Annotated in this window: 24 protein-coding genes; 5 read left to right on the top strand and 19 right to left on the bottom strand. The window is 52.5% G+C overall.

From position 1 onward, the window contains the following. Nucleotides 1-98 precede the first annotated feature (98 nt). The 10 genes from mprA to RTP97_RS13295 form a co-directional block, all read right to left on the bottom strand. Nucleotides 99-629, bottom strand: a complete 531-nt coding sequence (gene mprA, locus RTP97_RS13340) for a transcriptional repressor MprA (protein ID WP_042387615.1) — start codon at nucleotides 627-629, stop codon at nucleotides 99-101. A 163-nt stretch (nucleotides 630-792) separates the two neighbouring features. Then, entirely contained in the window at nucleotides 793-1,977 is a 1,185-nt protein-coding gene (locus tag RTP97_RS13335) for an MFS transporter (protein ID WP_312414389.1), read from the bottom strand. A 126-nt stretch (nucleotides 1,978-2,103) separates the two neighbouring features. Then, on the bottom strand, nucleotides 2,104-3,099 hold the full coding sequence (gene proX / locus RTP97_RS13330; RefSeq protein ID WP_312414367.1) for a glycine betaine/L-proline ABC transporter substrate-binding protein ProX: 996 nt from the start codon (nucleotides 3,097-3,099) through the stop codon (nucleotides 2,104-2,106). A 62-nt stretch (nucleotides 3,100-3,161) separates the two neighbouring features. Beyond that, nucleotides 3,162-4,238 (bottom strand): glycine betaine/L-proline ABC transporter permease ProW, encoded by a 1,077-nt coding sequence (proW, locus tag RTP97_RS13325; protein ID WP_312227691.1) that lies wholly within the window; start codon nucleotides 4,236-4,238, stop codon nucleotides 3,162-3,164. Beyond that, on the bottom strand, nucleotides 4,231-5,433 hold the full coding sequence (gene proV, locus RTP97_RS13320) for a glycine betaine/L-proline ABC transporter ATP-binding protein ProV (RefSeq protein ID WP_312414365.1): 1,203 nt from the start codon (nucleotides 5,431-5,433) through the stop codon (nucleotides 4,231-4,233). Before proV ends, proW begins: the two co-directional genes overlap by 8 nt. Nucleotides 5,434-5,786: 353 nt before the next feature. Then, the gene (gene nrdF, locus RTP97_RS13315; RefSeq protein ID WP_312414363.1) at nucleotides 5,787-6,749 is read right to left on the bottom strand and encodes a class 1b ribonucleoside-diphosphate reductase subunit beta; all 963 of its coding nucleotides are present in this window, start codon (nucleotides 6,747-6,749) and stop codon (nucleotides 5,787-5,789) included. 10 nt (nucleotides 6,750-6,759) lie between these two features. Next, complete coding sequence (nrdE, locus tag RTP97_RS13310; RefSeq protein WP_312414359.1) at nucleotides 6,760-8,904, bottom strand: class 1b ribonucleoside-diphosphate reductase subunit alpha; 2,145 nt, start codon at nucleotides 8,902-8,904, stop codon at nucleotides 6,760-6,762. Continuing rightward, complete coding sequence (nrdI, locus tag RTP97_RS13305) at nucleotides 8,877-9,287, bottom strand: class Ib ribonucleoside-diphosphate reductase assembly flavoprotein NrdI (protein ID WP_268106996.1); 411 nt, start codon at nucleotides 9,285-9,287, stop codon at nucleotides 8,877-8,879. Before nrdI ends, nrdE begins: the two co-directional genes overlap by 28 nt. Further along, on the bottom strand, nucleotides 9,284-9,529 hold the full coding sequence (gene nrdH, locus RTP97_RS13300) for a glutaredoxin-like protein NrdH (RefSeq protein WP_312414356.1): 246 nt from the start codon (nucleotides 9,527-9,529) through the stop codon (nucleotides 9,284-9,286). The genes nrdI and nrdH overlap by 4 nt, the downstream gene beginning before the upstream one ends. A 181-nt stretch (nucleotides 9,530-9,710) precedes the next feature. Continuing rightward, nucleotides 9,711-10,145, bottom strand: a complete 435-nt coding sequence (locus tag RTP97_RS13295; RefSeq protein ID WP_312414353.1) for a carboxymuconolactone decarboxylase family protein — start codon at nucleotides 10,143-10,145, stop codon at nucleotides 9,711-9,713. An 88-nt stretch (nucleotides 10,146-10,233) separates the two neighbouring features. Here RTP97_RS13295 and RTP97_RS13290 point away from each other — a divergent pair, with 88 nt between their 5' ends. Next, nucleotides 10,234-11,565 (top strand): PLP-dependent aminotransferase family protein, encoded by a 1,332-nt coding sequence (locus RTP97_RS13290; RefSeq protein ID WP_312414351.1) that lies wholly within the window; start codon nucleotides 10,234-10,236, stop codon nucleotides 11,563-11,565. A gap of 49 nt (nucleotides 11,566-11,614) precedes the next feature. Here the strand turns inward: RTP97_RS13290 and RTP97_RS13285 are convergent, their stop codons facing one another. Then, nucleotides 11,615-11,941, bottom strand: a complete 327-nt coding sequence (locus RTP97_RS13285) for a DUF883 family protein (protein WP_103818186.1) — start codon at nucleotides 11,939-11,941, stop codon at nucleotides 11,615-11,617. Nucleotides 11,942-12,102: 161 nt separating this feature from the next. Between RTP97_RS13285 and RTP97_RS13280 the strand changes: the two genes are divergently transcribed. Further along, nucleotides 12,103-12,447 (top strand): DUF2002 family protein, encoded by a 345-nt coding sequence (locus RTP97_RS13280; RefSeq protein WP_312227683.1) that lies wholly within the window; start codon nucleotides 12,103-12,105, stop codon nucleotides 12,445-12,447. Nucleotides 12,448-12,459: 12 nt separating this feature from the next. Here RTP97_RS13280 and alaE read toward each other — a convergent pair whose 3' ends face one another. Continuing rightward, a complete protein-coding gene (alaE, locus tag RTP97_RS13275; RefSeq protein ID WP_312414348.1) occupies nucleotides 12,460-12,909 on the bottom strand; it encodes an L-alanine exporter AlaE in 450 nt (149 codons plus the stop codon). A 272-nt stretch (nucleotides 12,910-13,181) separates the two neighbouring features. Further along, a complete protein-coding gene (locus tag RTP97_RS13270) occupies nucleotides 13,182-13,361 on the bottom strand; it encodes a hypothetical protein (RefSeq protein ID WP_042387590.1) in 180 nt (59 codons plus the stop codon). Nucleotides 13,362-13,600: 239 nt separating this feature from the next. Between RTP97_RS13270 and RTP97_RS13265 the strand changes: the two genes are divergently transcribed. After that, on the top strand, nucleotides 13,601-13,759 hold the full coding sequence (locus tag RTP97_RS13265) for a YqaE/Pmp3 family membrane protein (RefSeq protein ID WP_103818182.1): 159 nt from the start codon (nucleotides 13,601-13,603) through the stop codon (nucleotides 13,757-13,759). 42 nt (nucleotides 13,760-13,801) lie between these two features. On the opposite strand, the gene RTP97_RS13260 is transcribed toward RTP97_RS13265, so the two are convergent. After that, nucleotides 13,802-15,214: a DNA cytosine methyltransferase gene (locus tag RTP97_RS13260; protein WP_312414345.1), complete on the bottom strand. Its 1,413-nt coding sequence runs from the start codon at nucleotides 15,212-15,214 to the stop codon at nucleotides 13,802-13,804. A gap of 65 nt (nucleotides 15,215-15,279) precedes the next feature. Between RTP97_RS13260 and RTP97_RS13255 the strand changes: the two genes are divergently transcribed. Continuing rightward, on the top strand, nucleotides 15,280-15,465 hold the full coding sequence (locus RTP97_RS13255; RefSeq protein WP_312414342.1) for a hypothetical protein: 186 nt from the start codon (nucleotides 15,280-15,282) through the stop codon (nucleotides 15,463-15,465). A 44-nt stretch (nucleotides 15,466-15,509) separates the two neighbouring features. On the opposite strand, the gene RTP97_RS13250 is transcribed toward RTP97_RS13255, so the two are convergent. The 5 genes from RTP97_RS13250 to RTP97_RS13230 all read right to left on the bottom strand — a co-directional run bounded on the left by RTP97_RS13250 (nucleotide 15,510) and on the right by RTP97_RS13230 (nucleotide 21,953). Next, nucleotides 15,510-16,154, bottom strand: a complete 645-nt coding sequence (locus tag RTP97_RS13250; RefSeq protein WP_312414339.1) for a helix-turn-helix domain-containing protein — start codon at nucleotides 16,152-16,154, stop codon at nucleotides 15,510-15,512. Nucleotides 16,155-16,487: 333 nt separating this feature from the next. Further along, nucleotides 16,488-17,477 carry a hypothetical protein gene (locus tag RTP97_RS13245; RefSeq protein WP_312414336.1) on the bottom strand — a complete coding sequence of 330 codons (990 nt, stop codon included), beginning with the start codon at nucleotides 17,475-17,477 and terminating at the stop codon, nucleotides 16,488-16,490. A gap of 163 nt (nucleotides 17,478-17,640) precedes the next feature. Then, entirely contained in the window at nucleotides 17,641-18,675 is a 1,035-nt protein-coding gene (locus tag RTP97_RS13240; protein WP_312414331.1) for a hypothetical protein, read from the bottom strand. 70 nt (nucleotides 18,676-18,745) lie between these two features. Then, nucleotides 18,746-19,876: a hypothetical protein gene (locus RTP97_RS13235; RefSeq protein ID WP_312414329.1), complete on the bottom strand. Its 1,131-nt coding sequence runs from the start codon at nucleotides 19,874-19,876 to the stop codon at nucleotides 18,746-18,748. 19 nt (nucleotides 19,877-19,895) lie between these two features. After that, nucleotides 19,896-21,953: a hypothetical protein gene (locus tag RTP97_RS13230; RefSeq protein ID WP_312414326.1), complete on the bottom strand. Its 2,058-nt coding sequence runs from the start codon at nucleotides 21,951-21,953 to the stop codon at nucleotides 19,896-19,898. A 260-nt stretch (nucleotides 21,954-22,213) separates the two neighbouring features. On the opposite strand from RTP97_RS13230, the gene RTP97_RS13225 reads away from it, so the two are divergent. After that, on the top strand, nucleotides 22,214-22,828 hold the full coding sequence (locus tag RTP97_RS13225; RefSeq protein ID WP_312414323.1) for a helix-turn-helix domain-containing protein: 615 nt from the start codon (nucleotides 22,214-22,216) through the stop codon (nucleotides 22,826-22,828). Nucleotides 22,829-23,113: the final 285 nt, after the last annotated feature.

Here is a 23,113-nt window from a genome sequence, read left to right as displayed (position 1 = left end):
TTCACATCGGCTGAGCCGACCTGTTCACCAAAAGGCCAGCACGCTGTGCTGGCCTGGCAATTTCTTATTTAATCAGGATTGTCGTGCGGATCGTCGCGTTAGCGCAGCGCCTCAAGGATGACGTCTTGTTCATCCATCTCATCTAAGCGCGTAAGCAGCTTACGGGTTATCTGCTCAAGCTGCTCTTTCTCTTCAACGGTAAGCGAGGACCAGAGCTGATGCAGGCAGTTATGCTGCGGAGGCAGTACCTGACGTAAAAATTCATGACCTTTATCGGTCAGCTGCAGATGCAGGCAGCGGCGATCGTTATCGCTCTCACGGCGCTCGATCCAGCCGCGCTTTTCCAGTTCATCGGCGATACGGGTCGCGTTAGTACGGGACGAACCCAGCGCACAGCTCAGCTCAGAGGGTTGAATGCTGTGGTTTTCCTGAGACTCCAGCGTAATTAACGCCATAAATAACGTCTCGTTAATCCCTTGAGCTTTCAGCATCTTATTGCGGTTATCCAGCAGCTTCCCCTGCATGTGCATACACAGACGGGTGAGGAGGATCTCGTTAAACGGGAAATCCTCATAGCGACTGGCGCGAAATTTTAGCATTTGTTCAATGGGCGTAAACGAACTATCCATTTTGGGCATGACCTCATTAGTTACAGCCGATATAGTAACGATAGTGACAAATAAAGTAAATGTATTAATTGTGGATATACATTTAGGAACTGAAACCGTCACCAAGCGGGGGATACCTTACCACCCCCGGCGTTACCTAAGTCAACAAAAGGTCAATGAACGGCTACTCCGTAGCCGATTGCCGGTGATAACCGCGCCACCAGACCAGCAGATTGAGCAGCGCCACTATGCTGCCCGCGAGGCAGACGCCGCGCCAGCCGTCGTGCTGCCAGGCGCTGGCGGAGATCAGCGACCCGGCCGCACCGCCGATAAAGTAGCTGGTCATGTAGCCGGCGGTGAGGCGGTTACGCGCTTCGGGTTTGACGCGATAGATCACCGTCTGGTTGGTGATGTGCACACCCTGCACCGTGAGATCCAGCACGACGATGCCGACGATCAGCGCCAGCGCCGAGGCGTGGCCGAACCAGATGGCTATCCATGACAGCAGGAGCAGCAGCAGGCCCCAGGTGGTGGTCAGGTGCGATTTACCGCGATCCGCCAGGCTACCCGCTGGACGGGCACCGAGCGCACCCGCCGCGCCTGCCAGGCCAAACAGGCCGATAACGCCCTCAGAGTAGTTAAAAGGCGGGGCGGCGAGCAGGAAGGCCATAGAGGTCCAGAGGATGCTGAAGTTGGCAAAGGTCAAACAGCCTAGCACCGCGCGGGTACGCAGCAGCCTGTCGCGGGTAAAGAGAGAAAATACCGAGCCGAGCAGCTGGAAGTAGTTGAGGTGGTTCTCCTGCTTCACCTTTGGCAGGCCGCGCCAGAGGGCAAAGGCCATCCCTACCATCAGGACGCTCGCCACCCAGTAGACCGTGCGCCAGCCGCCGAGGTTCGCCAGCAGCCCGGCCACGGTACGCGCCAGCAGGATCCCCAGCAGCAGACCGCTCATGATCGTACCGACGACCTTACCGCGTTTCGCCGGTGTGGCGAGGGTGGCGGCCAGCGGCACCAGGATCTGCGCCACGACGGAAAAGAGGCCGGTGAGGGCGGTGCCGAAGATCATCATGCCCAGCGACTGGCTGGAGGCGGTAATTAACATGCCGCCCGCCGCGAGCAGGGTCATCACCACGATCATCGTCCGGCGCTCAAACATATCCCCTAACGGCACCAGCAGCAGCAGACCCGCCGCATAGCCGAGCTGGGCAGCGGTCACGATAAAGCCTGCCTGGCTGGAGGAGAGCGAGAAGGCGCGCGCGATGGTATCGAGCAGGGGCTGGGCATAGTAGTTACTGGCGACGGCAAGGCCGGTGGCCACGGACATAAGTACGATCAGCGCGGGGCTGAGCGGATGGGTAGATTTGGTCATGGGCGGAAGATTGTCAGATAAATGTTTATTTATCATAACGAATTCGCCGGAGCGTGGGGAAAGATCGTGTGTCGGTTCGTGCTGTTGAAAAAATGCTCCCCCACCGCTTGGTGAGGGAGTGAGAACTTACTGCTGTGCAGCCAGCGCCTCTTTTACCCAGCCATCAAACTGCTGCTGGTGGGCTTTGATCCAGCCGTCAACATGACCCTGGATATCCGCTTCCGACGCTTTACCCGCGTGCATCATGGCGTTCTGAGCGTTGATGTCCGCCAGCGGCAGCTTCATCACGGAGAACAGCTTCGCCGCCGCCGGGTTTTTCTCTGCCCAGGCTTTGCTGGCCACGATATGCATGGTGTTAACCGGGAAGCCGTAGTTCATGCCGTTTGGCAGCTTGGTATCGATATCTTTCTGCTCGCCCGGCAGGGAGGAGAACGGCACCTGCAGCCAGACGACGTCGCGGCCCGGCTTCATCACGTCGCTCACCCAGTATGGAGTCCAGGTGTAATAGATGATTGGCTTGCCCTCTTTAAAGCGGGCAATAGTGTCGGCCATCATCGCCGAGTAGTTACCGTGGCTAACCTCAACGGTTTTCTCCAGATCGAAGGCTTTGTTCTGGTGGTTAATCACCGCTTCACAGCCCCAGCCCGGCGAGCAGCCCATCATGTCAGCCTTGCCGTCACCGTTGGTATCGAACAGTTTGGCGATCTTGGGATCTTTCAGCTGTTCAATATTGGTGATGTGATACTTCTCGGCGGTTTTCTTATCAACCAGATAGCCCTGAGCCGCACCGGAAACAAAGGTGCCTTCGCGGTAGAACTTCTTATCACCACCGGCGGCGGCGTACATGTCGTCATGCAGCGGCTGCCAGTTAACGGCGGTAAAGGTGGCATCGCCGGAGGCAATAGAGGTGTAGCCAACGTTGTAGTCAACTTCGCTGGTTTTATTCACGGTGTAGCCGAGCTTCTCAAGGGCGCGGCTGACCAGCAGGGTCTGGAAGGACTCTTCGGAGATGGTGCTCTGCTCCGGCTGAACGGTAATGCCTTTGCCTGGCAGGTCAGCGGCGAAAGTGCTGGTTGAGACAAGGGTGGCAAACGCTGTGGCAATAAGTACGTTATGTCGCATCGTTGTTCCTTAATTATGGAGGGCTTATAGGCCCGGCAGGCGCAGCGCCGCCGGGCAAGAACTTACTTAATGAAAGGGCGGGTGATTAACCCAACCGGGCCGGAGGTATACCAGCGACGGTTGCCACGGCTGCGGGAGTCGCGGCCAACGGCCTGGGTCAGGCGGTCAAGGATGATCGCCAGGATCACGATCCCGACGCCACCGACGGTGGCAAGGCCCATATCGAGACGGCCGATACCGCGCAGCACCATCTGGCCGAGGCCGCCCACGGCGATCATCGAGGCGATCACCACCATCGACAGGGCGAGCATCAGCGTCTGGTTCACCCCGGCCATGATGGTCGGCATCGCCAGCGGCAGCTGTACTTTAAACAGCATCTGGCGCGGGCTGGCCCCGAACGAGCGTGAGGCTTCGATCAGATCTTCCGGCACCTGGTTAATCCCCAGGATGGTCAGACGCACGATCGGCGGCAGGGCGAAGATAATGGTCACCACCACGCCCGGCACGTTACCGATACCGAACAGCATGACGATCGGCACCAGGTAGACAAACGCTGGCGTTGTCTGCATCGCATCCAGCAGCGGACGGATAATTTTCGCTGCTCGCGGACTGCGTGCCAGCCAGATCCCCAGCGGCAGGCCGATCACCACGCAGAAGAGCAGGGCAGTCAGTACCAGCGCCAGGGTGATCATTGCCTGGGACCAGGCACCGATCGCGCCGATCAGGATCAGCGACACCAGGGTGGCGATGCCCATGCCCGCGCTACCAAACTGCCAGGCGATCAGCGCAAAGACCACGATGGCGACCGGGGCAGGCATGCCCAGCAGCAGCTGCTGGAAGCCGTTAAGGATATAGTCCACCGGTACGCGGATGCCCTGGAACACCGGACGGAAATGGGTGACTACCCAGTCGATACCGGTAGTGACCCAGCTGTCCAGCGGGATCAGCGTCTTGTGGAACGGATCCATAATATTGAAGTGTTCCGGCGCAGGCGGGGCGCTGGTCAGCCAGTCTGCACTGCCGCCGTCCGTCGGCGCGGGAGCCGGCGTGCCCCAGGCGTCTGCGGACTGTGTCGCAGTAGTTTGTGCGGCGCTGTCCGCCGCCTCGGTGGTTCCCCACGGATTAGATTGATCAGCCATTGTTTGCCCCCTCGCGATCTAAAGCCTGCAGCAGCATCCGTTTTGAGATGATGCCGACGTACTGTTGCTCCTCACCGACTACCGGCACGGCACAGGGTGCCTGACCTACATGAGAGAGCAGTTCGCTAAGCGGCGTCTCTGCGTCGACCGGAGCCGGAGAGTCAATTAACGCCGCGTCGATGCCCTGCTGCTGGCTCAGGGCCGCCTTCAGGGAGTCGATGGAGACGGTGCCGACAAACTTGTTGCCGCGCTCGATGACGTAGCCATACTCGCGATCCTCGTCCTCCAGCAGCTTTAGCGCCGAGCGCGGGCCGAAGCCTGGGGCTTTACGCAGCAGGCCAACCGGGCTGCGGCGGGCAATATCCTTGGCGCTAAACACCTGGCTGATATCCACGCCACGGAAGAAGGTACGCACGTAGTCGTTAGCCGGGTTATTTAAGATCTCATCCGGCGTGCCGACCTGCACCACTTCGCCGCCCTGCATAATGGCGATGCGATCGCCGATGCGCATGGCTTCGTCGAGGTCGTGGGAGATAAAGACAATGGTGCGCTGCTGGCGGGACTGGAGCTTCACCAGCTCGTCCTGCATCTCGGTGCGGATCAGCGGATCGAGGGCAGAGAACGCTTCGTCCATCAGCAGGATATCGGGGTTGATCGCCAGGGCGCGGGCAAGGCCAACACGCTGGCGCATGCCGCCGGAGAGTTCATCCGGGTAGGCGTGAGCGTAGTTCTCCAGCCCGACCTGACGCAGCGCATCCAGCGCTTTAGTCTGGCGCTCGCCCGCAGGCACTCCCGCTAATTCCATACCAAACGCCGTATTGTCCAGTACGGTCATGTGTGGCATTAGCGCGAATGACTGGAAGACCATCGCAATCTTTTTCCTGCGCACCTCGCGAAGTTCGGCGTCGGAGATTTTGGCGATATCTATGCCGTCAATCAGCACCTGGCCGCGGGTGGGTTCAATCAGGCGATTGAGAAGGCGAACCATGGTCGATTTCCCCGAGCCGGAGAGCCCCATGATGACGAAAATCTCGCCTTCTTCAATGGCCAGACTGGCGTTGATAACGCCAAGGGATAGCCCTGTTTTTTCCAGAATTTGTGCTTTCGAAAGTCCTTTTTCGATATATTTGAACGCCCGCTGCGGGTTATCGCCAAATATTTTATAGAGGTTCTTTACTTCGAGTTTAATTGCCATGCAATAAAAAGGTTCCCGTATTTATTTATATCAATAACAATCCTGATGGAAATAATGACCGGGCTATACCCTAGCACAGTGAGAATCTGAGACAACCCTCAATTGCACTCTGGCATGGAAATTGCCGAACCGCGAACGGCGCGACTTCCAGTGATATAAGGGCCTGGCGGCGATATACGAGTGGCGCAATTTTTTTGTTCCGGCAACGGAAATTCCTCCGAATTTAGACAATTCAGAGGAATAATTAGCAGGGGTTAACAGTAAGCTACAAAGAAATAAATTTGTAATATGAATGACGGTTTTGGGAAATATCCTGGCGGCCCGGGCGGAAATAGGGGCCGCCGAAACAGTAATTAAAAATCCCAGTCCGCGTCTTCGGTTTCCACCGCCTTGCCCATCACGTAGGAGGAGCCGGAGCCGGAGAAAAAGTCATGGTTTTCATCGGCGTTCGGCGACAGCGCTGCCAGGATCGCTGGGTTCACGTCGGCCATCTCCGGCGGGAAGAGCGCCTCGTAGCCGAGGTTCATCAACGCTTTGTTGGCGTTGTAGCAGAGAAACGCTTTCACCTCCTCTTCCCAGCCGGTTCCTGCATAGAGCGCCTCGGTGTAAGCCAGCTCGTTATCGTAAAGATCCATCAGCAGATCGAGGGCGAAGTTTTTCAGCGCCTCCCGCTCACCCGCGTCCACTTTTTCCAGCCCGCGCTGGTACTTATAGCCAATGTAGTAGCCGTGCACCGCTTCATCACGAATGATCAGCCGGATAAGATCGGCGGTGTTGGTCAGCTTGCCCCGGCTGGACCAGTACATCGGCAGCCAGAAGCCGGAGTAGAAGAGGAACGACTCCAGAAAGACGCTGGCGATCTTCTTCTTCAGCGGCGCATCGGCGGCGTAGTGTTCAAGAATAATCTGCGCCTTACGCTGGAGCGGGGCGTTCTCCTCGCTCCATGCGTAGGCGGCGTCCACGTCGCTGGTCTGGCAGAGGGTAGAGAATATCGAGCTATAGGAGCGGGCGTGCACCGCCTCCATAAAGCTGATGTTCGACATGACCGCCTCTTCATGAGGCGTAATGGCGTCCGCCATCAGCGCCGGTGCGCCGACGCCGTTCTGAATGGTGTCCAGCAGCGTCAGGCCGGTGAAGACGCGGATCGTTAGCTGCTGCTCGGCGTGGCTTAGCGTTTGCCAGGCCGGAATATCGTTCGACAGCGGCACCTTCTCCGGCAGCCAGAAGTTGCTGGTCAGCCGGTTCCAGACCTCCAGATCCTTATCGTCCTGAATAATGTTCCAGTTAACGGCGCTAACGCGTGATAAACGGCTCATCCTCTTCTCCTTACAGCGCGCATGACACGCAGCCTTCAATTTCGGTGCCTTCCAGCGCCAGCTGGCGCAGGCGAATGTAGTACAGCGTTTTGATGCCCTGTTTCCAGGCGTAGATCTGCGCCCGGTTAATGTCGCGGGTGGTGGCAGTATCCGGGAAGAAGAGGGTCAGGGAGAGGCCCTGATCGACATGGCGCGTGGCCGCCGCGTAGGTATCGATGATCTTTTCCGGGCCGATCTCATAGGCATCCTGATAGAGATGCAGGTTATCGTTGGTCATAAACGGAGCAGGATAGTAGACACGTCCGGTTTTCCCCTCTTTGCGGATCTCAATCTTCGACACGATGGGGTGAATGCTGGAGGTCGCATGGTTGATATAGGAGATAGAGCCGGTGGGCGGCACGGCCTGCAAATTCTGGTTGTAGATGCCGTAGCGCATCACGTCGTCACGCAGTTGACGCCACATCGCCTGCGTCGGCAGAACGATCCCCGCTTTGACAAACAGCGCGCGTACGGCCTCCGTTTTCGGCTGCCAGCGCTCCTCAATGTACTGCGTAAAGTACTCGCCGCTGGCGTAGCGCGACTGCTCAAATCCGGCAAAGCGCTGTCCACGCTCGCGGGCCAGCATCATGGAGGTGTTCAGCGCATGCCAGGTCACGGTGTAGAAGTAGAGGTTGGTAAAGTCGATCCCCTCTTCGCTGCCGTAGGCGATGCCCTCCCGGGCCAGGTAGCCATGCAGGTTCATCTGCCCGAGGCCAATGGCGTGCGACGCGGCGTTGCCTGCCTCAATTGAAGGCACGGAGCGAATGTGGCTCATGTCCGACACCGCCGTTAGCCCGCGAATGGCGGTCTCCACGGTGCGGCCAAAGTTGGGCGAGTCCATGGTATGGGCGATATTCAGCGAGCCAAGGTTACAGGAGATATCGTGTCCGATCCGGGCGTAGTCGAGGTTCTCGTCATACTCCGAGGCGCTGTTGACCTGCAAAATCTCCGAGCAGAGGTTGCTCATGTTGATCCGTCCGGCAATCGGGTTAGCGCGGTTGACCGTATCCTCGAACATGATGTACGGGTAGCCCGACTCGAACTGGATCTCCGCCAGCCGCTGGAAGAAGTCGCGCGCGTTAATGGTGGTCTTGCGAATGCGATCGTCGGCCACCAATGCCTCATAGTGTTCGCTGATCGCGATATCGCCAAAGGGTTTGCCGTAGATGCGCTCCACGTCGTAGGGGGAGAAGAGCGCCATCGGGGCGTTCTCCTTCGCCAGCCGGAAGGTGACGTCGGGGATCACCACGCCCAGCGACAGGGTTTTAATCCGGATCTTCTCATCGGCGTTCTCCCGCTTGGTATCGAGAAAACGCAGGATATCCGGGTGATGGGCGTGCAGATAGACTGCGCCTGCCCCCTGACGTGCCCCCAGCTGATTAGCGTAGGAGAAGGCATCCTCCAGCATCTTCATCACCGGAATAACCCCGGAGGACTGGTTTTCGATCCGCTTGATCGGCGCACCCGCCTCGCGCAGGTTCGACAGCAGAAAGGCCACGCCGCCGCCGCGCTTGGAGAGCTGGAGTGCCGAGTTCACCGCCCGGCCAATCGACTCCATATTGTCTTCAATGCGCAGCAGGAAGCAGGAGACCAGCTCTCCACGCTGCTGCTTGCCCGCGTTTAAAAAGGTAGGGGTGGCGGGCTGGAAGCGGGCCGAGAGCATCTCTTCGGTAAGCTGGCGGGCCAGCGCCTCATCGCCCTGGGCCAGGGTCAGGGCAACCATGACTACCCGATCCTCAAAGTGCTCCAGGTAGCGCTTGCCGTCGAAGGTTTTTAGCGTATAGCTGGTGTAGAACTTCCATGCGCCAAGAAAAGTTTGGAAACGAAAACCACTGCTGTGGGCTGTGGCAAAGAGATCGACGACAAATCCCTGGCCGTAGCGCGCCAGCACGCTGCCGTCGTAGTAGCCCTCGTTCACCAGATAGTCCAGCCGCGCCTGCTGGCTGGCAAAGGTCACGGTGTTCGGCAGCACATGCGCGGTATGGAACGCCTCCACCGCCTGACGATCTCTCTCAAACTGAATGTGACCAGATGAATCATACAGATTCAGCATGGCATTCAGCGCATGGTAGTCCGGCGCGGCCTGCATCACGCGCTCTGCGGTTGTCGTTGCCAAAATTCGCTCACTCCTTTTCGCACGTTATCGAGATCCTGCTGCGTGCCCATCAGTTCAAAACGGTAGAGGTAAGGGACGCTGCATTTTTGGGAAATCACATCCCCGGCGCGGCCATAGGCATCACCGAAGTTACGGTTGCCGGCGGCAATGACGCCGCGGATCAGCGCCCGGTTTTGTGGATCGTTCAGAAAGCGGATCACCTGGCGCGGCACCGCGCCCGCCGTACCGCCACCGCCGTAGCTGGGAACGATCAGGATGTAGGGAACGTCCACCTGAATGCGTTCGCGCTCGTTAAGCGGAATGCGCACCGCCGGCAGCCCGAGACGCTCAATAAAACGCTGCGTATTTTCCGAGCTGCTGGAGAAGTAGACGAGGGTGTTCATGCGCTGGCGACGCGGGAGGCGGGCAGCAGGCGGTTAATCATATCCGGACGAAAGCCGGACCAGCTGGTTTCGCCTGCAATCACTACCGGCAACTGGCGAAAGCCTTGCTCCCGCAGCGTATCGGCGGCTTCCGGGACAAGGTCGATATTCACCATCTCAAACTCAACGCCGCGGCTCTCCATGGCCCGTTTCGTGGCGTGACACTGGACACAGTCGTTTCGAGTGTAAATAGTAATGCGCATGATTCGTATTCCCATCTATAATGGCAGATCGACGCGAAAAATCGCGTCGGTATGTATTGTTCTTGCTTACAGGAATACTAGATGTAGTTATAAAAATTATCAACCACGCTATATATAGGTTTTAGGAGTGATTTATGCCCCGCCGAAGGATTCGGCGGGGACGGGCGGTTTTTGGCTGAAATTACAGGCGCATGGCAACGGCGAGGCGGTTAAACGCATTCATCAGGCTGATAGCACAGGTCAGATCGCTCACCTGCTCAGCGCTAAAATGGGCCAGCAGGGGCTGATAAACGCTCTCCTCTGCATGGCTATCGGCAATGTGGGTGACCGACTCGGCCCACGCCAGCGCCGCCTGCTCTTTATCGCTGAAGTGATGGCTGATACGCCAGCCTGCCAGCGCATCCAGCTTCGCCTGCTCAACGCCCGCTTTACGCAGCGCCCGGCTGTGTTTATCCAGGCAAAACGCGCAGCCGTTGATCTGCGAAATGCGCAGGTAAATAAGCTCAATAAACGTGTTATCTAGCGAGCACTGCTCCAGCGCCTGGCCAGCCTGAATAAGACCGTTATAGATGGCTGGACTAAGTTCATAGAAAGGCTGGCGTAGTAGCTGGGTCATGACTCTTCTCCTCGTTAAGATGGCGAAAATGTAGCACTATGATGGTCTGCTCTGGAGAGCCATATTTTGATTAAAAAGGCAGACCATAATGGATGCACGCTATCAGCAAATTGCCCGGCAGCTTAAGGCCGCCATTACTTCAGGAGAGTTAAAAGCCGGAAGCCGTCTGCCGTCGAGCCGGACATGGGCTCAGGAGAACGGTATCTCACGCACAACGGTTGAGCAGGCTTATGGGGAGCTGGTGGCGCAGGGGTGGCTGGAGCGGCGTGGGCAGGCCGGTACCTTTGTGAGCCAGACCTCACCTTCATCGGTGACCGAGACCCCCGTCGTACAGCCCGGCGTTGAACATGAGCCAAAACCCTTTCAGATGGGGCTGCCCGCGCTGGATCTCTTCCCGCGCGCACTGTGGGCGCGGCTGACCAGCAGACGCCTGCGTACTCAATCGCGCTTCGATCTCACGCTCGGGGATCCGGCGGGGGAGGCCATTTTGCGCCAGGCCATTGCCGACTATCTGCGCTTCTCCCGCAGCATTGAGTGCCAGCCGGAGCAGATATTTATTACCTCTGGCTACGCGCAATCGATGAGTCTAATCCTGCAAACGCTGGCCAGCCCAGGGGATGGTATGTGGGTAGAGGATCCCGGGTTTCCGTTGATCTCTCCAGCTATTGATGGTGAGGGGGTACAGCGTCTTCCTGTGCCGGTGGACCAGAACGGGATGGATATTGATGCTGCAATGCATCGCTGGCCACAGGCGCGTTTTGCCTTGCTCACGCCTGCCCATCAAAGCCCGCTGGGCGTTGCGCTGTCGCTGCCCCGGCGCCGGCAGGTGCTGGCGTGGGCGGCGGAGAACTCAGCGTGGATTATTGAAGATGATTATGACAGCGAGTTCCGCTATCACGGCAGGCCGCTGCCGCCGCTAAAAAGCCTCGATGCACCGCAGCGGGTGATCTACACCGGTACGTTTAGCAAATCTCTGTTTCCGGCTTTACGCACGGCGTGGATCGTCGTGCCTGCCGCCAGGGTAGCGGCGTTTCGCCAGCGAATAAACAGCACCCAGTGCAGTGTGCCTACCCTGTGGCAGTATGCGCTGGCGGATTTTATTCAGCAGGGACACTTCTGGCGTCACTTGAAAAAGATGCGGCTGCACTATGCGCAGCGGCGAGCCTGGCTGGAAGCGGCGCTCATCCATTACGGGTTTAACGTGGTGCCTCAGCACGGCGGCATTCAGCTGGTGGTCGATATCGACGGCGATGACAGAGCCATTGTGGCGCGGGCGCAGCAGAGGGGACTGGCAGTACAGGCGTTAAGCGACTGGCATAGCACGCAGCCGGGGCGCAGCGGGATCTTGATGAGTTTTACGAATATAACGTCTGCCGAGATGGCGATGCAGTGGGTAGGACGGCTTTACGAAAAGGAGTGATACAGGAAATAAAAGAAACCCCGTGAGGGTTAGCTCACGGGGTTGGAGATTATCGACGGAGGCTTAGCAGCGCCCCGAGGAAGATCCCGGCGGCAGCGGCAGCACCTACGCTGCACCATGGCCTGTCTTTAACAAAGCTATCCGCGCAGCCTGCAACATCGGTCGCTGCTTGCGTAACGCGATTGCGGCCATGCAGTTTGGCTCGCGTCTTTTTCAGCAGCGCCTGTGCTTTACTGCGGGCGCCGTCTGCATCATCTTTTGCATCGCTTCCCCAGGACTTCAATACCGCCTCCAGAGAGTCCGCTAGCTGGCTGACATCATTATTAATATCGTCTACGCCTGCATCTACGTCGTTACGGTTTGGTCTTCTAAGCATATGATCCTCCCTTGATTTCGATGTAATAGTCAGTGTAGCGCAAAATTTTAACCTCTGACGCGAATCACGACTTGATGCGTCGTTTATGGACTTTTCCGAAAGCGTTGCTAATGCTCAATACTGTAAGGTGGCGCAGCAGTAGCTGATGACGAGGAAAAAATATGTATTTACGACCCGATGAGGTGGCACGCGTTCTTGAGAAGGCGGGATTTACCATGGACGTCGCGACGCCAAAAGCCTATGGCTACCGTCGCGGAGACAACTATGTATATGTGAATCGTGAGGCGCGGATGGGGCGCACGGCGCTGGTCATTCACCCGACGCTGAAAGAGCGCAGCCAGTCGCTGGCTGAACCGGCTTCAGATATTAAAACCAGCGATCACTATCAGCACTTTCCGCTCTATTTAGGCGGCGATGCGCAGGAACACTACGGTATTCCGCATGGTTTTAGTTCCCGTATGGCGCTGGAGCGCTATCTGACCGGACTATTTGGCGAGTCGGCCTGACTCGCCACGCCATCAGGCTTTGGCCTGATGATAGCTGCTGACCCGGAACAGGCGACGGCAGTAATCGAGGAAGTAGCCGTAGGCTGCGCCCATCACCATTGAAACCACGATATTTGAACTGACGGCAGCAGCGATCTGATGCCAGTCAGCGCCTACCGTTAACAGGATCGCCACGTACACCGGCGACTGAAAAGTCACATACGCCAGCACATCCGCCATGTTTTTAACCCAGCCAGCGGGAGAGAACCGCCGGGCGAGGCGCATAAACGCATCGCGGTAGAGGCCATAGGGCCATGCAATGATGATATTGACCGGGATCGCCACTAGCCGCGAGGAGAGAGACTGCTCGAACGTCATTCCCGAAAGAAATATCTCAATTAGCATGTTCACGACTGAACAGTAAACGACCATCGCAAACGTGTCTGCCATAGCGTGACGCAGGCGAGACTGCGGAGAGAACATGCTAATGCTCCTGTATAAAAACAGTAAAAGGGAATGTTTTGCCAGCGTTTTACGGTGCGGCTTTAATTGGGCATAGATTATATCTCTACCTGTCAACGTACAACTAGCGTAAAATTTTTATTTGTCACGCTTTTGTCGATAACATTCTCTGCGGCTGGCTGTTTTTTATCCGCTGCGTTATTTTTGTTGGGGTTGGGGTGTAAGACGTTATTAATCAGAGGGTTGAAAGGGAGGGGTACGGTGAGCCGCTGCCCACCGTAACAGGGATACCTTTAGCAGACGCCGAAGTTGCCCTCTTCTTTATACAGAGTGACATCAGCTGCCTTAATCGTTACCTTTTCACCCTGCTCGTTGCTGGCCGGTACGGCAACAATCTGGTCATCATTGACTTCAACTACTTTAAGTTTCTGACCGCCGATGCGGGGCTGAACATAATCACCAACTGAAAACATAGTTTTTCTCCTGTCGTTTGATGCATTAACCCTAAATCAGACTTTTCGCCTGAGAAAGTAGGTACGATCGATTATAGCTATCGTTCAATACCTTAGGAGAGATTAAGCCTGAGTTTAAGGCTAAGTAAAAGAGGGTAAAAGCGCGGGATCAGAGTGGCAGAGTCGTTCAGAGTAGCTACCCTTAAAGAGAAAATCTCTTTTTTTACAGCCACCTGGATAAATTTTACACGGGAGTAATTATGGGTTTCTGGCGAATTGTACTGACGATTATTCTGCCTCCGCTGGGCGTCCTGCTTGGTAAGGGCTTTGGTATGGCGTTCATTCTGAACATCATTCTGACTCTTTTGGGTTACATTCCGGGCCTTATTCATGCCTTCTGGGTGCAGTCTCGTCCGTAGCGTGGCTTACGGGCAGGCTAGCTGCCCCTATCAAAAATGTTATTAACGTTTTTTAACCGCTTCCACAATGTAGGGTTTCAGCAGCCGTGCCACGGCTGCGAAAACCGGGACCACGACCGAGTTACCAAACTGACGGTAGGCCTGGGTATCAGAAACCGGAATACGAAACGGTGGCTGGCCAGGCTCTTCAAAGCCCATCAGGCGGGCGCACTCTCTCGGCGTTAAGCGCCGGGGTCGCCGCAGCTGGTTATCAGCATCGGTAAAGTCAGCTTCGCCAAGCGCCCGATCCCATCCTCTATCGATTAAAATCTCTGAACCATCTTTGTAGTAGCGAGCCGACAGGGTACGCGCCACGCTCTCTGCACGCGTCGGATCGACCAGACCGAAGCCGAAGCCGTTACCCTTTGCCTGATGTTTTTTGGCGTAGTGCCAAAGATAGTGCCAGAGCTTTTCTGACAGAATGTATTTGCTGTCCGTATCCGGCTGCAGAAGCTCGCCAAAGGTCGGGCGACGTTCAGGGTAGAAACGCGACACGTCGCGTAGCGTAAAACCGTTATGGATGCCCAGGTCGCGTCGGAATCCGACCAGCACAATGCGCTCCCGGTGCTGGGGTAGAAAATGCCGTCCGTCGATAACCTTGGGATCGTCTTTACCCACTGCGGCTGCATCAGCAACTTCGTAGCCCAGCTCATCCAGCGTCGCCATGATAACAGCGAAGGTTTTACCTTTATCGTGGCTCTTTAGGTTCTTTACGTTTTCCAGCACGAAGATAGCAGGCTTTTTCGCTTTGATAATCCGTGCCACGTCAAAGAAGAGCGTGCCCTGCGCCTCGCACTCAAAGCCGTGCGCCCGGCCCAGCGCGTTCTTTTTACTGACGCCTGCCAGACTAAACGGCTGGCAGGGAAAACCCGCCAGCAGCACGTCATGATCGGGAATAGCGGCATCAATATGTGCATAGGCCTGCGTTTCAGAAACGTTTTTATTATCGCTGAGCGTGACTTCGCGAATATCCTGATTAAACCGGTGTGAGGCTTCGTCGTTGAACCAGTTGGCTTTATAGGTACGGACTGCGTTTTTATTCCACTCGCTGGTGAACACGCACTGTCCACCGATGGCTTCAAAGCCGTGACGAATACCGCCGATGCCGGCAAAAAGATCGATAAAGCGAAAGGCATAATCAGGATGGTGTGCCGGAGGGGAGGGCAGCATCTTTTGCAGCAGTTCTGCCTCCAGCGCCGTCAGGGATTTGGGCGCGCTCTTACCGTTCACCCAACGGTTGAGGGTCTCCCGGCTCCACTCGCTCTTGCCCAGCTTTCGCAGCTGCTCCGCCACATATTTTTGACCATAGATGGCCAGCACCTGGTCAAGCAGCTTCCTGTCCTGAGCCTGCTGCTGCTCCTCTTCAGTGCGTGCGCGTTCAAGCAAATCCTGCGCTATTACATCAAATTCCGCCATGGGCTCTCCTTGGGTTTAATGCGTGAAAATATATCACTCATTTAACCCAGCGGAACTAAGATTTCTTGCGAAATGCGCTGGGATTCGATAAGGGCGCCGTCGGCGTGCAGAGCCTGCGCCGTCTGGTAGAGTGCTTTGTCATCATTACCAAACAGAACTTGGCTAAGCCATATGGCATCATGAGTTTGTTTGAAAAAAAGCATTTTTTATTAATTGATATGGGTGGCGATATTTTTCTGAATAATATTTAAGTGGGGTGGTGTGTTTTTCTATGTTTTCAAATTTATTGGCTCCCTTAAAATTTTTCAGGGAGATTTCTGTTAATACGAATAAGTTTGCCATTGTTCATCTCTATAAATCCACCCGCCTTGAGTTCAGAGAGAATTTTTAAAATAATGCTTCTCGACAGTCTGGAAAATGTCTGCATATATTTTACAACCGTATAACGCTCTTTAAGCATATAGGTGGTTTCACTCTCCATATAGAGGAGATTGCTTTTGATGATTTCATATGCTGATTGTAGTCCTGATGTTGTCGTACGCGCAGCCAGTGAGTTCATTATCGTCAACATTACCTTGATAACGTCAGGCCAGAGATGTTGTTCCTCAATAACCTTTATAAAGTCATCGACATTTGTCGAGTCAACCATACAGGGAGCGATAGCCTCGTACTGGGCAATCGCACCAGCAGGAGCGAGCTGACCGAGACCGATTATTGATGGGCTTACAACGATACCTAGATTTTGCTTTTTTTCGTTTTCACCTACGGAACTAATCATTGCCCCCTCGAGCAGAAAATAGATTTTCCTTGGCTGATTTTCATTTCTCGTTTTTATTGGCAGCGTCTGACCCTGCTCAATAAGGCAGGGTTTTGAAACAGGGAAACAGGACAAAATTTTCTCGACTGCATCGCGTGGTTTTTCTATTTGGCTGAAGTTCATTCTTATACCTTATTTTTTTAGATATATTGAAGGTGAATATACTATCGTTCTGAGCCTATAGAAGGAAGGCCCGAAGGCGATAATAAATGACGTATTAGCCATTAATAATATTTTGATGATTATTTAAATGATGTTGTATGTCAGTCCGTCAAAGAGGGTGCTTATTGCTGGCGTGATTCTGTCAGTAACCAATCATAGCTGTCGGATTAATATAATTTTGAGGTAGCGTTGTTGATAATGCAGATTTCTGTAACGCTGATAAGGCGCCAATGCGTGGGGGGGAGGGGAGGAAAGCCGGGGGGAAATGTTCCGGCCGAAGCCGGAACATTGCTGTTATGGTGCCAGGGTATCGACCAGGCATTTTTTAGTATCAGACAGCACCAGCGTCGACTGACCTTCAGCTTTAACGGTGTAGTAAGCTTCAGCGTAGCCTTCATAACCTCTGCCGTTCGGATAGAAATAATCCATAGCTACGGTAAAGTTGATGGTGGTATCGTTTTCTTGTACGGTATATTCAGCCGTTGCCTCAGTGCCGCTAATCTGGCGTGAGGAGTCATCGTAGCCGGCCCAGAAGAAGGTCACTACATCGCCGATCGCCATTTCAGGGTAGGTGGCAATAACCTCTACGCCATCACTGGCATCGTTAATATTAATGTACGGATCCGCTTCCGGAACCTCCGGCTCTGGTAATGTCGGCACAGTACTGCCCCCATCAGCAACGGTGATGGTCAAGGTTGAAGATTGAGTCTGATTGCCAGCCTGATCGGTTACGATATAGTAAACCTGATAGCTACCATCTTTCAGGCAGTCCGGAGACATCTCTTCTGAGACATCAATAATAAACGGCGGATGTTCATTTTCGGTCACGATGAAAGAGATGTTATCAACATCACCCCAGTAAAACGTTACCGTCTGACCAAAAGCGACACCGTCATAGAGCGGAATCTCAGCCTGTACGCCGAAGTTAATATCGTAGTGGTCCAGCGTATAGCCATCATCACTGCTGGCGTTGACTACGACAGGCGCGGCCAATGGTGTGAAGGTTGCGATAATGATTTGCTGTGAGTCATCCGCAGTAGCGGCAGTGACGCTGATAGACGTGGCACCGGCAACAGCCTGCACGTTAACGCTGGCAACGCTATTTGCATCGGTAACGGAAGACGTCGCGCTGAGTTCGCCCTGCTGCGCTGACCATTCGACCGTTACGCCTGCTGCTGCCGGCACAGAGTCGGTCAGGATCGTTGCAGAAACAACAGAGGTTTCTGACCCATCATTAGAAATGGTGTTCGGGACGGCGGTCAGTTTGGAAATTGTATCAGTCATAACTATTACCCTTACTTAAAATAATGATACCAATCGTATCGAGAGAAATAATATAGGGATGAGGAGAGAGAGGGCGTGCAAAAGAAACTTAAAACAGTTGCAAATAAAAACTTATTAATGCAAAAAAGCCGTTACTTCAGTAACGGCTTGCCGTATATCAATACTAGACAGAGTAGAGGTTCCAACCCGTCGCCGGGAAGTAACCGCCATTAGCAGACGCAAAAATCTCGCTAACGCTAAAGTCGTCTGACACGTTTTTTGGCGTTACGGTTAACAGCGTGGATGCGCTGCGGGTTTTGCATGATAAACCATAGATAATATTATCCGGGCCGCATTTCATTGCTGCGTAATTGCCACTGGTGAGCGTAGATGTGACAGTTCCAGTCGTCATATTGCGATAATTGACATAACAGCCGTCGGGCTCTTTCGTTAGCCAAAAAAGTGAATTTCCCTCTGCAGAAAAAGCACTCTGTATGCAATCAGGGCTTAGGCCATCAATCCTGCCACTCACTGCTATCGTCATTGCGCTATCCTTCGCAGTGAGTACGCCGTAGACCAGACTGGCATCATCGCAAACCAGCGCTATCCGGTTTTTATAGGCGTCAATGCTTACCGGCATGCCGCTCCCGGAAAGCGTTAGGCTATAGCTCGATATTTCATCAGAGCCCAGGCAGTAGACAACAACAAGCTTCAGAGAATCATCCTGTTTATTTATATAAAAAAGCCAATTGCCTTCACCGGAAGGATGTCCCAGAATGCACAGCGGGGAGTTTGCTATCGGTGGCAGGGTTAACGTCACTTTCAGAAGTGTATCAAGAGACGATCGCTGAACAAGATCGCGCGTAATATGACCGTAATGAAGACCATTATTATCAATGTAGTAAAGATGTGCTGCATTTTTTTCGTAAATATCAGGTGCGAACATACAGTTTGCAACGGTTGGCGTTAACGCATCAAATATTCCTGTCGACCCTGCCACCGTGGTAAACGCAGAGTCCACCAGATATTTACCGATAATGTAGTAGCCGACTGCATCGGGCAGGGTGATGACGTTGCCGAAATTATCTGAGTCTTCCGGCACGAGTGGGAAACCCGGTGATTCGATGTCCAGTACGCCGTTCGTAAAATTAAAAATAGAACGTTGATTAGCACTGCCCGGAAACCAATAATTCTGCATAGATGTTGCGTTCATATTCATGGAAACCTCTGCTAGACAAAGGGTAATCGTTTCTGGAAAGCCCGCCTCTCTATCTGAAAGGCGGGAGTTTTTAGAAATTATTAATTTGATACTGAATATTACCGAAAGTGGTAGAGCTATTGCTATCCGGGTTGAGAATTTCACTCACTGAAACATCTCCAGTCTCTGGCACTTCAACGATATTTAAAATGGGATCAACATTAGCGGTAGTAAAATAATTTATTCCATAAACCGTGCCGTTAGGTGCTAGCTTCAGCGTCTTGTACTGATAGTTATAGGCGTAACTGGAATCTGCTGAATAGGAGGCTCCACTTTCCAGTTCATATACCCATACGTGGTTTTTTCTGGCGCTATCCCAATTTTTAAGAAAGTAGAGTCGGGTCTGGTCGGCATTAAAGTCCGGGGCCAGGGTGGACGTTGCCGTAGCAACCAATGCCTGACTGAAATTGGGGATCGAGAAGCCGGCATAGAAATTAAAAGTGCCAACCATAATATTATTGTTAACGGTGATGGCAATATGGTTTCCAAAAGTGACAATCGAGCTTTTGGTGCAATCAACAGCGCCTGTTAATGATGAGAAGGGTTGCAGCAGGATATGTCTCGGTGCGGTGGTGTTCACACCGGTAGCATCACACTTATATGCCACAAGCGTATTCACGTTGGCGAGCGTTAATACCCAATACTCTTCTTCATTGCGACATGCCAGACCAAAAGGCGTGGCTACACCGTTATCAATATTCAGCGACTGGATACCCACCCAGTTAGCGGCACCGCTTAGGCCTGTTGGAAAGTTCACTATCCCATAGTTCAGATGCTTAGTGGTGCGATCTACATAGAAAACATAATAGGTTGGCGCTGTTTCAGCCATGCCCGGCGCGATAATGCTGGTAAGATAGGTATTGGTTAATGTATCCAGCTTATTATCTGGATTGACCAGATTATTCATGCCGTCATAAATGTTGTTGCCATTAAAAAAAAGCGCCCACTTTCCCGTTTGCGGATCGCAAATAGTGGATTCCTGCTGAGCAGTACTGGATTCTACGATCCCGGGAAGAATGCCAGTTTTACGATCCAGAGAATTGTTGAAATTATTAAAATCATAAAGCAAACGCGTTGTCGATGTTGTTGATGTTTGCGGTTTACCGGCAATCCATTGCATTTGTGCCTGTAGGGAAGGGATTTTAGCATTTGCATTTAGCATAATATAAACCTCGTAATGATTAAAAATAGAATGTGCAGTATTTTTGTGTTTCAGGGGCTACCTGAGAAACAGTAACAGCAGTGTTATTTAAATTATTAGATGTGACTTCAAAATTCAGCGGGTTTCCTGAATAGACAGCAATGTCCTCTACTGTCCCTCCTTTGTTAACGCCATCGATATAGATATCTGAGTTATTATTAGTTGTTAATTTAAAGGTGCCGGAACCCTGGCTTAACGAAAGTAGAAACGTCCTGTTGCCGCTGCCAGGGAGATAGGGTTCGCTCGTCAGATAAGGTACTATTTGTTCATTAGTCCGTTCTGTTTCCAGACTCAACGTTGAAGCCGGGCGATCGTTCTGCACGATCTGCGCGGAAACGGTAGTCGTTGTTGTATCGCTGCCAGAAATATTCGTGCGGGCAACGCCATGGATATCGGTAGGTAACGTAATGGTATTGGTATGATTGCTGGTAAAATAATTATTATTAAACAGCGTAAAGATGATATCGACATTTCTGAGAGGCACACCATTTTCCATTGCCACATACTCGACGTAGCAGTTTTGAATCGCGGTGTTGTTCCAGGGGGCAAAGCCGGTGGAGCCACCCAGGTAACTCGAGCCGTTAATTTCACCCCCGGTAGTATTGATAATAGCTTCCGCATCATCAGACCGTGCGATGCCGCCAGCAATAAACTGTACGGAATAATTTGCAACAGCGTAGCCTTTACCTATAGGCACAATGTATTTCGACGGTACGATCGCTGTTAAAGATTGGGCTTCTGCTTCAGCCACAGAAACAGTGGAGGTGATCGAATAGACGGTACCGCTAACCGGTGTGACATCATCACTCTGATAACCAGACCAGTAAACGGTAACACTATCTCCAGCCGCCATGCTCTCGTAAGCGACAACGACTGGTGTTCCACCTTCGCTCATGGCGTCTGCGTCATCAATCACGTTATCATCAAGCGCCTCCGGAAGCTGCGGAGGGGGAAGTTGGTCAGTATGAATAACATCAATACCGGTTTGCGCAGCCAGGGAACTCCCTACAGTCGCGTCCACAAAAATGACGTCGTAGTAACTGATACCGTAGCCAATCCCAACCGGCGTAATGTTATCCGTCGGGATAATAGTCTGGAAACCCGCTGCGATATCAGCCGTATCTATGACGGTCAGCACATCATATTTCGCACCGTCAACAGGCATGTCGTTGCGATCGTAGCCCTGCCAATGTAGGGTGACAGCATCACCCACGCTAATACCAGGATAAGCAGGGATACTTACCGGCGTGCCGTTACCATCTGTCGCTTCCTCTGCATCGATCCAACCGTCATCGCCCTCTACAAATTCCGGTGCGGGCAGTACAATTCCGCTGGAAGTATCGATATTTACAACGCCATCTTCTGAGCGTTCGTTGCGGATATCCGTATGTTTAACGACGTACCAGGCCCTTGCGCTGTCCAGGTCGCCTGGAATAATCCAGGCCGTGGCGATCAGAATATCAAAGCCATTCAGCTCATCTTCCTGTACGGTATGTGCAACTTTTGTAATGCTCCGTTGCACCACGTCGTTGTCTTTGAGTCCTACCCAATACAGGGTAACATTATCCCCAACGGCAATATTCGGATAGTTTGGTATAGTGACGGGGGTTCCACCTCCGCTCATGGCCTCCGCATAGTTAAGGGTATTATCAGAACCTGCTTCTGGAAAGAGTGGTGGGGGCAATGTGCCTGTAGATGTTTTATCAAGAATAGCGCTGCCTATGTTCGACCATGAACTGTTTTGCGCGGCATCAATAACGTTATATTGTACTTTATAAATACCATCAGGAAATTTACTGGCTACATCAGCCGTGATATTACATTGCCAGGGGAAATATTGACTGACAGGCGCTTCCGCTAGCCCTATAGAGTCAATAACATAACTTTCAAACCATAATTCAATTAGATCGCCTTGTTTAGCGCTGGGATACTCCGCGACATCGATTACGATACCTGCCGAGTTAAGTTCTGCCTGGTTTATAACACCATCATTTTCCATTTGCGGAAATAGTGGTGGGAACAGTGTTGTCGAAAGCATAAGTTTCCCTCCCGGCTGGGGTAAGTTAATATAAGAAGGTTCCAGCGTCAGAGTATGGGAACGTTGCTTGAGATGTAAGCAAAATTAAGTAACATGATTTGCAATGTTTGCGCAGATGAATCAGAGGGGAAAGTGGCGGCATTTGTAATAAATAAACATATATCCATTCCAAAAATGTACTTATCCTTGCGCCGCTCTTTTAATATGTTATTAATCTATTGTAAGCTTATCAAGCGTATGATCTTTAAGGATGATTTGGTATGGGCAAACCTTGTAAGCAGATACATAAAGTCATGACCAGTTTTATCAATCATGCTGATATTTCATCTGATATTCATATATTTCCCTCGCAAGTGCAAGAAACTGTCCGGACGATTGATGATGACATACTTATTATCCTTGAAGGCAAGGTGGCATTGTACAATAAAATGAATCATCTGTTATTGGGTGAGATTTACGGCCCTTACATATTAAATCTTGTGCCTGATGCGCTTAGCCAACTGTATTATATCAGTGAAAGCAGCCGGTTTTCTTACCTGAAGTATCCCAGAGAAGCGTTCTATACACATATTGAGGAGCAGGCATTATGGAGCGATCTATTCCATATCCTCTCCTTTTCATCCCTGATGCTTATGGAGCAGTTGGAGGTTATGAAGTTTCGAACTCTCTATGATGTTGTTAAATACTATTTGTTGAAAATTGATGGTTATAGCAATTTGCGTGAGAGTGAGAATGTTTGTAATTATATTGTATCCAGAACCGGATATTCAAAAAGCGGCGTTATGACAATATTGAAGGAGTTAAAGAAGGGGGGGTATATTGCAACCTATAATGGCCGTCTAATACGCCTTAAAAATCTACCTCTGCGGTTCTGAATCGGTATTAAGATGTTGTTGTAACAATAACGAGTAAGAATTAACCCAGGTAATCATTGTGTAAATAAATGGGTTTTTTGAATTGATTACATTGCAATATGTATTTTCCCTGACATTTCACTGAGGCAAGCGTGCCTCAAAGTCCAAAATTGTACTATTTGCTTAACAAAATTGTACTTGATTTTTTCTTATGGTAATTAAAGCGTGTGAATATATTTCCCTGAGTGGTAAGTCATCAATCACACCAGTGCGTAGTTTGATGAGAAACCCCTCCTTAACTCTTAA

Source organism: Pseudescherichia sp., from assembly GCF_031998825.1.
Classification (GTDB): domain Bacteria; phylum Pseudomonadota; class Gammaproteobacteria; order Enterobacterales; family Enterobacteriaceae; genus Pseudescherichia.
The sequence above is the reverse complement of the archived record's forward strand: the minus strand, read 5'-3'. Positions and strand labels throughout refer to the sequence as shown.

What these genes read in the sequence shown, in the direction of transcription:
- proX (WP_312414367.1), bottom strand. Translation starts at nt 3,099, where the DNA reads ATGCGACATAACGTACTTATTGCCACAGCGTTTGCCACCCTTGTCTCA.
- RTP97_RS13265 (WP_103818182.1), top strand. Translation starts at nt 13,601, where the DNA reads ATGGGTTTCTGGCGAATTGTACTGACGATTATTCTGCCTCCGCTGGGC.
- proV (WP_312414365.1), bottom strand. Translation starts at nt 5,433, where the DNA reads ATGGCAATTAAACTCGAAGTAAAGAACCTCTATAAAATATTTGGCGAT.
- RTP97_RS13245 (WP_312414336.1), bottom strand. Translation starts at nt 17,477, where the DNA reads ATGACTGATACAATTTCCAAACTGACCGCCGTCCCGAACACCATTTCT.
- RTP97_RS13250 (WP_312414339.1), bottom strand. Translation starts at nt 16,154, where the DNA reads ATGAACTTCAGCCAAATAGAAAAACCACGCGATGCAGTCGAGAAAATT.
- RTP97_RS13295 (WP_312414353.1), bottom strand. Translation starts at nt 10,145, where the DNA reads ATGACCCAGCTACTACGCCAGCCTTTCTATGAACTTAGTCCAGCCATC.
- nrdH (WP_312414356.1), bottom strand. Translation starts at nt 9,529, where the DNA reads ATGCGCATTACTATTTACACTCGAAACGACTGTGTCCAGTGTCACGCC.
- mprA (WP_042387615.1), bottom strand. Translation starts at nt 629, where the DNA reads ATGGATAGTTCGTTTACGCCCATTGAACAAATGCTAAAATTTCGCGCC.
- alaE (WP_312414348.1), bottom strand. Translation starts at nt 12,909, where the DNA reads ATGTTCTCTCCGCAGTCTCGCCTGCGTCACGCTATGGCAGACACGTTT.
- proW (WP_312227691.1), bottom strand. Translation starts at nt 4,238, where the DNA reads ATGGCTGATCAATCTAATCCGTGGGGAACCACCGAGGCGGCGGACAGC.
- RTP97_RS13335 (WP_312414389.1), bottom strand. Translation starts at nt 1,977, where the DNA reads ATGACCAAATCTACCCATCCGCTCAGCCCCGCGCTGATCGTACTTATG.
- RTP97_RS13230 (WP_312414326.1), bottom strand. Translation starts at nt 21,953, where the DNA reads ATGCTTTCGACAACACTGTTCCCACCACTATTTCCGCAAATGGAAAAT.
- RTP97_RS13270 (WP_042387590.1), bottom strand. Translation starts at nt 13,361, where the DNA reads ATGTTTTCAGTTGGTGATTATGTTCAGCCCCGCATCGGCGGTCAGAAA.
- RTP97_RS13285 (WP_103818186.1), bottom strand. Translation starts at nt 11,941, where the DNA reads ATGCTTAGAAGACCAAACCGTAACGACGTAGATGCAGGCGTAGACGAT.
- RTP97_RS13235 (WP_312414329.1), bottom strand. Translation starts at nt 19,876, where the DNA reads ATGCTAAATGCAAATGCTAAAATCCCTTCCCTACAGGCACAAATGCAA.
- RTP97_RS13280 (WP_312227683.1), top strand. Translation starts at nt 12,103, where the DNA reads ATGTATTTACGACCCGATGAGGTGGCACGCGTTCTTGAGAAGGCGGGA.
- nrdF (WP_312414363.1), bottom strand. Translation starts at nt 6,749, where the DNA reads ATGAGCCGTTTATCACGCGTTAGCGCCGTTAACTGGAACATTATTCAG.
- nrdI (WP_268106996.1), bottom strand. Translation starts at nt 9,287, where the DNA reads ATGAACACCCTCGTCTACTTCTCCAGCAGCTCGGAAAATACGCAGCGT.
- RTP97_RS13225 (WP_312414323.1), top strand. Translation starts at nt 22,214, where the DNA reads ATGGGCAAACCTTGTAAGCAGATACATAAAGTCATGACCAGTTTTATC.
- RTP97_RS13240 (WP_312414331.1), bottom strand. Translation starts at nt 18,675, where the DNA reads ATGAATATGAACGCAACATCTATGCAGAATTATTGGTTTCCGGGCAGT.
- RTP97_RS13290 (WP_312414351.1), top strand. Translation starts at nt 10,234, where the DNA reads ATGGATGCACGCTATCAGCAAATTGCCCGGCAGCTTAAGGCCGCCATT.
- RTP97_RS13260 (WP_312414345.1), bottom strand. Translation starts at nt 15,214, where the DNA reads ATGGCGGAATTTGATGTAATAGCGCAGGATTTGCTTGAACGCGCACGC.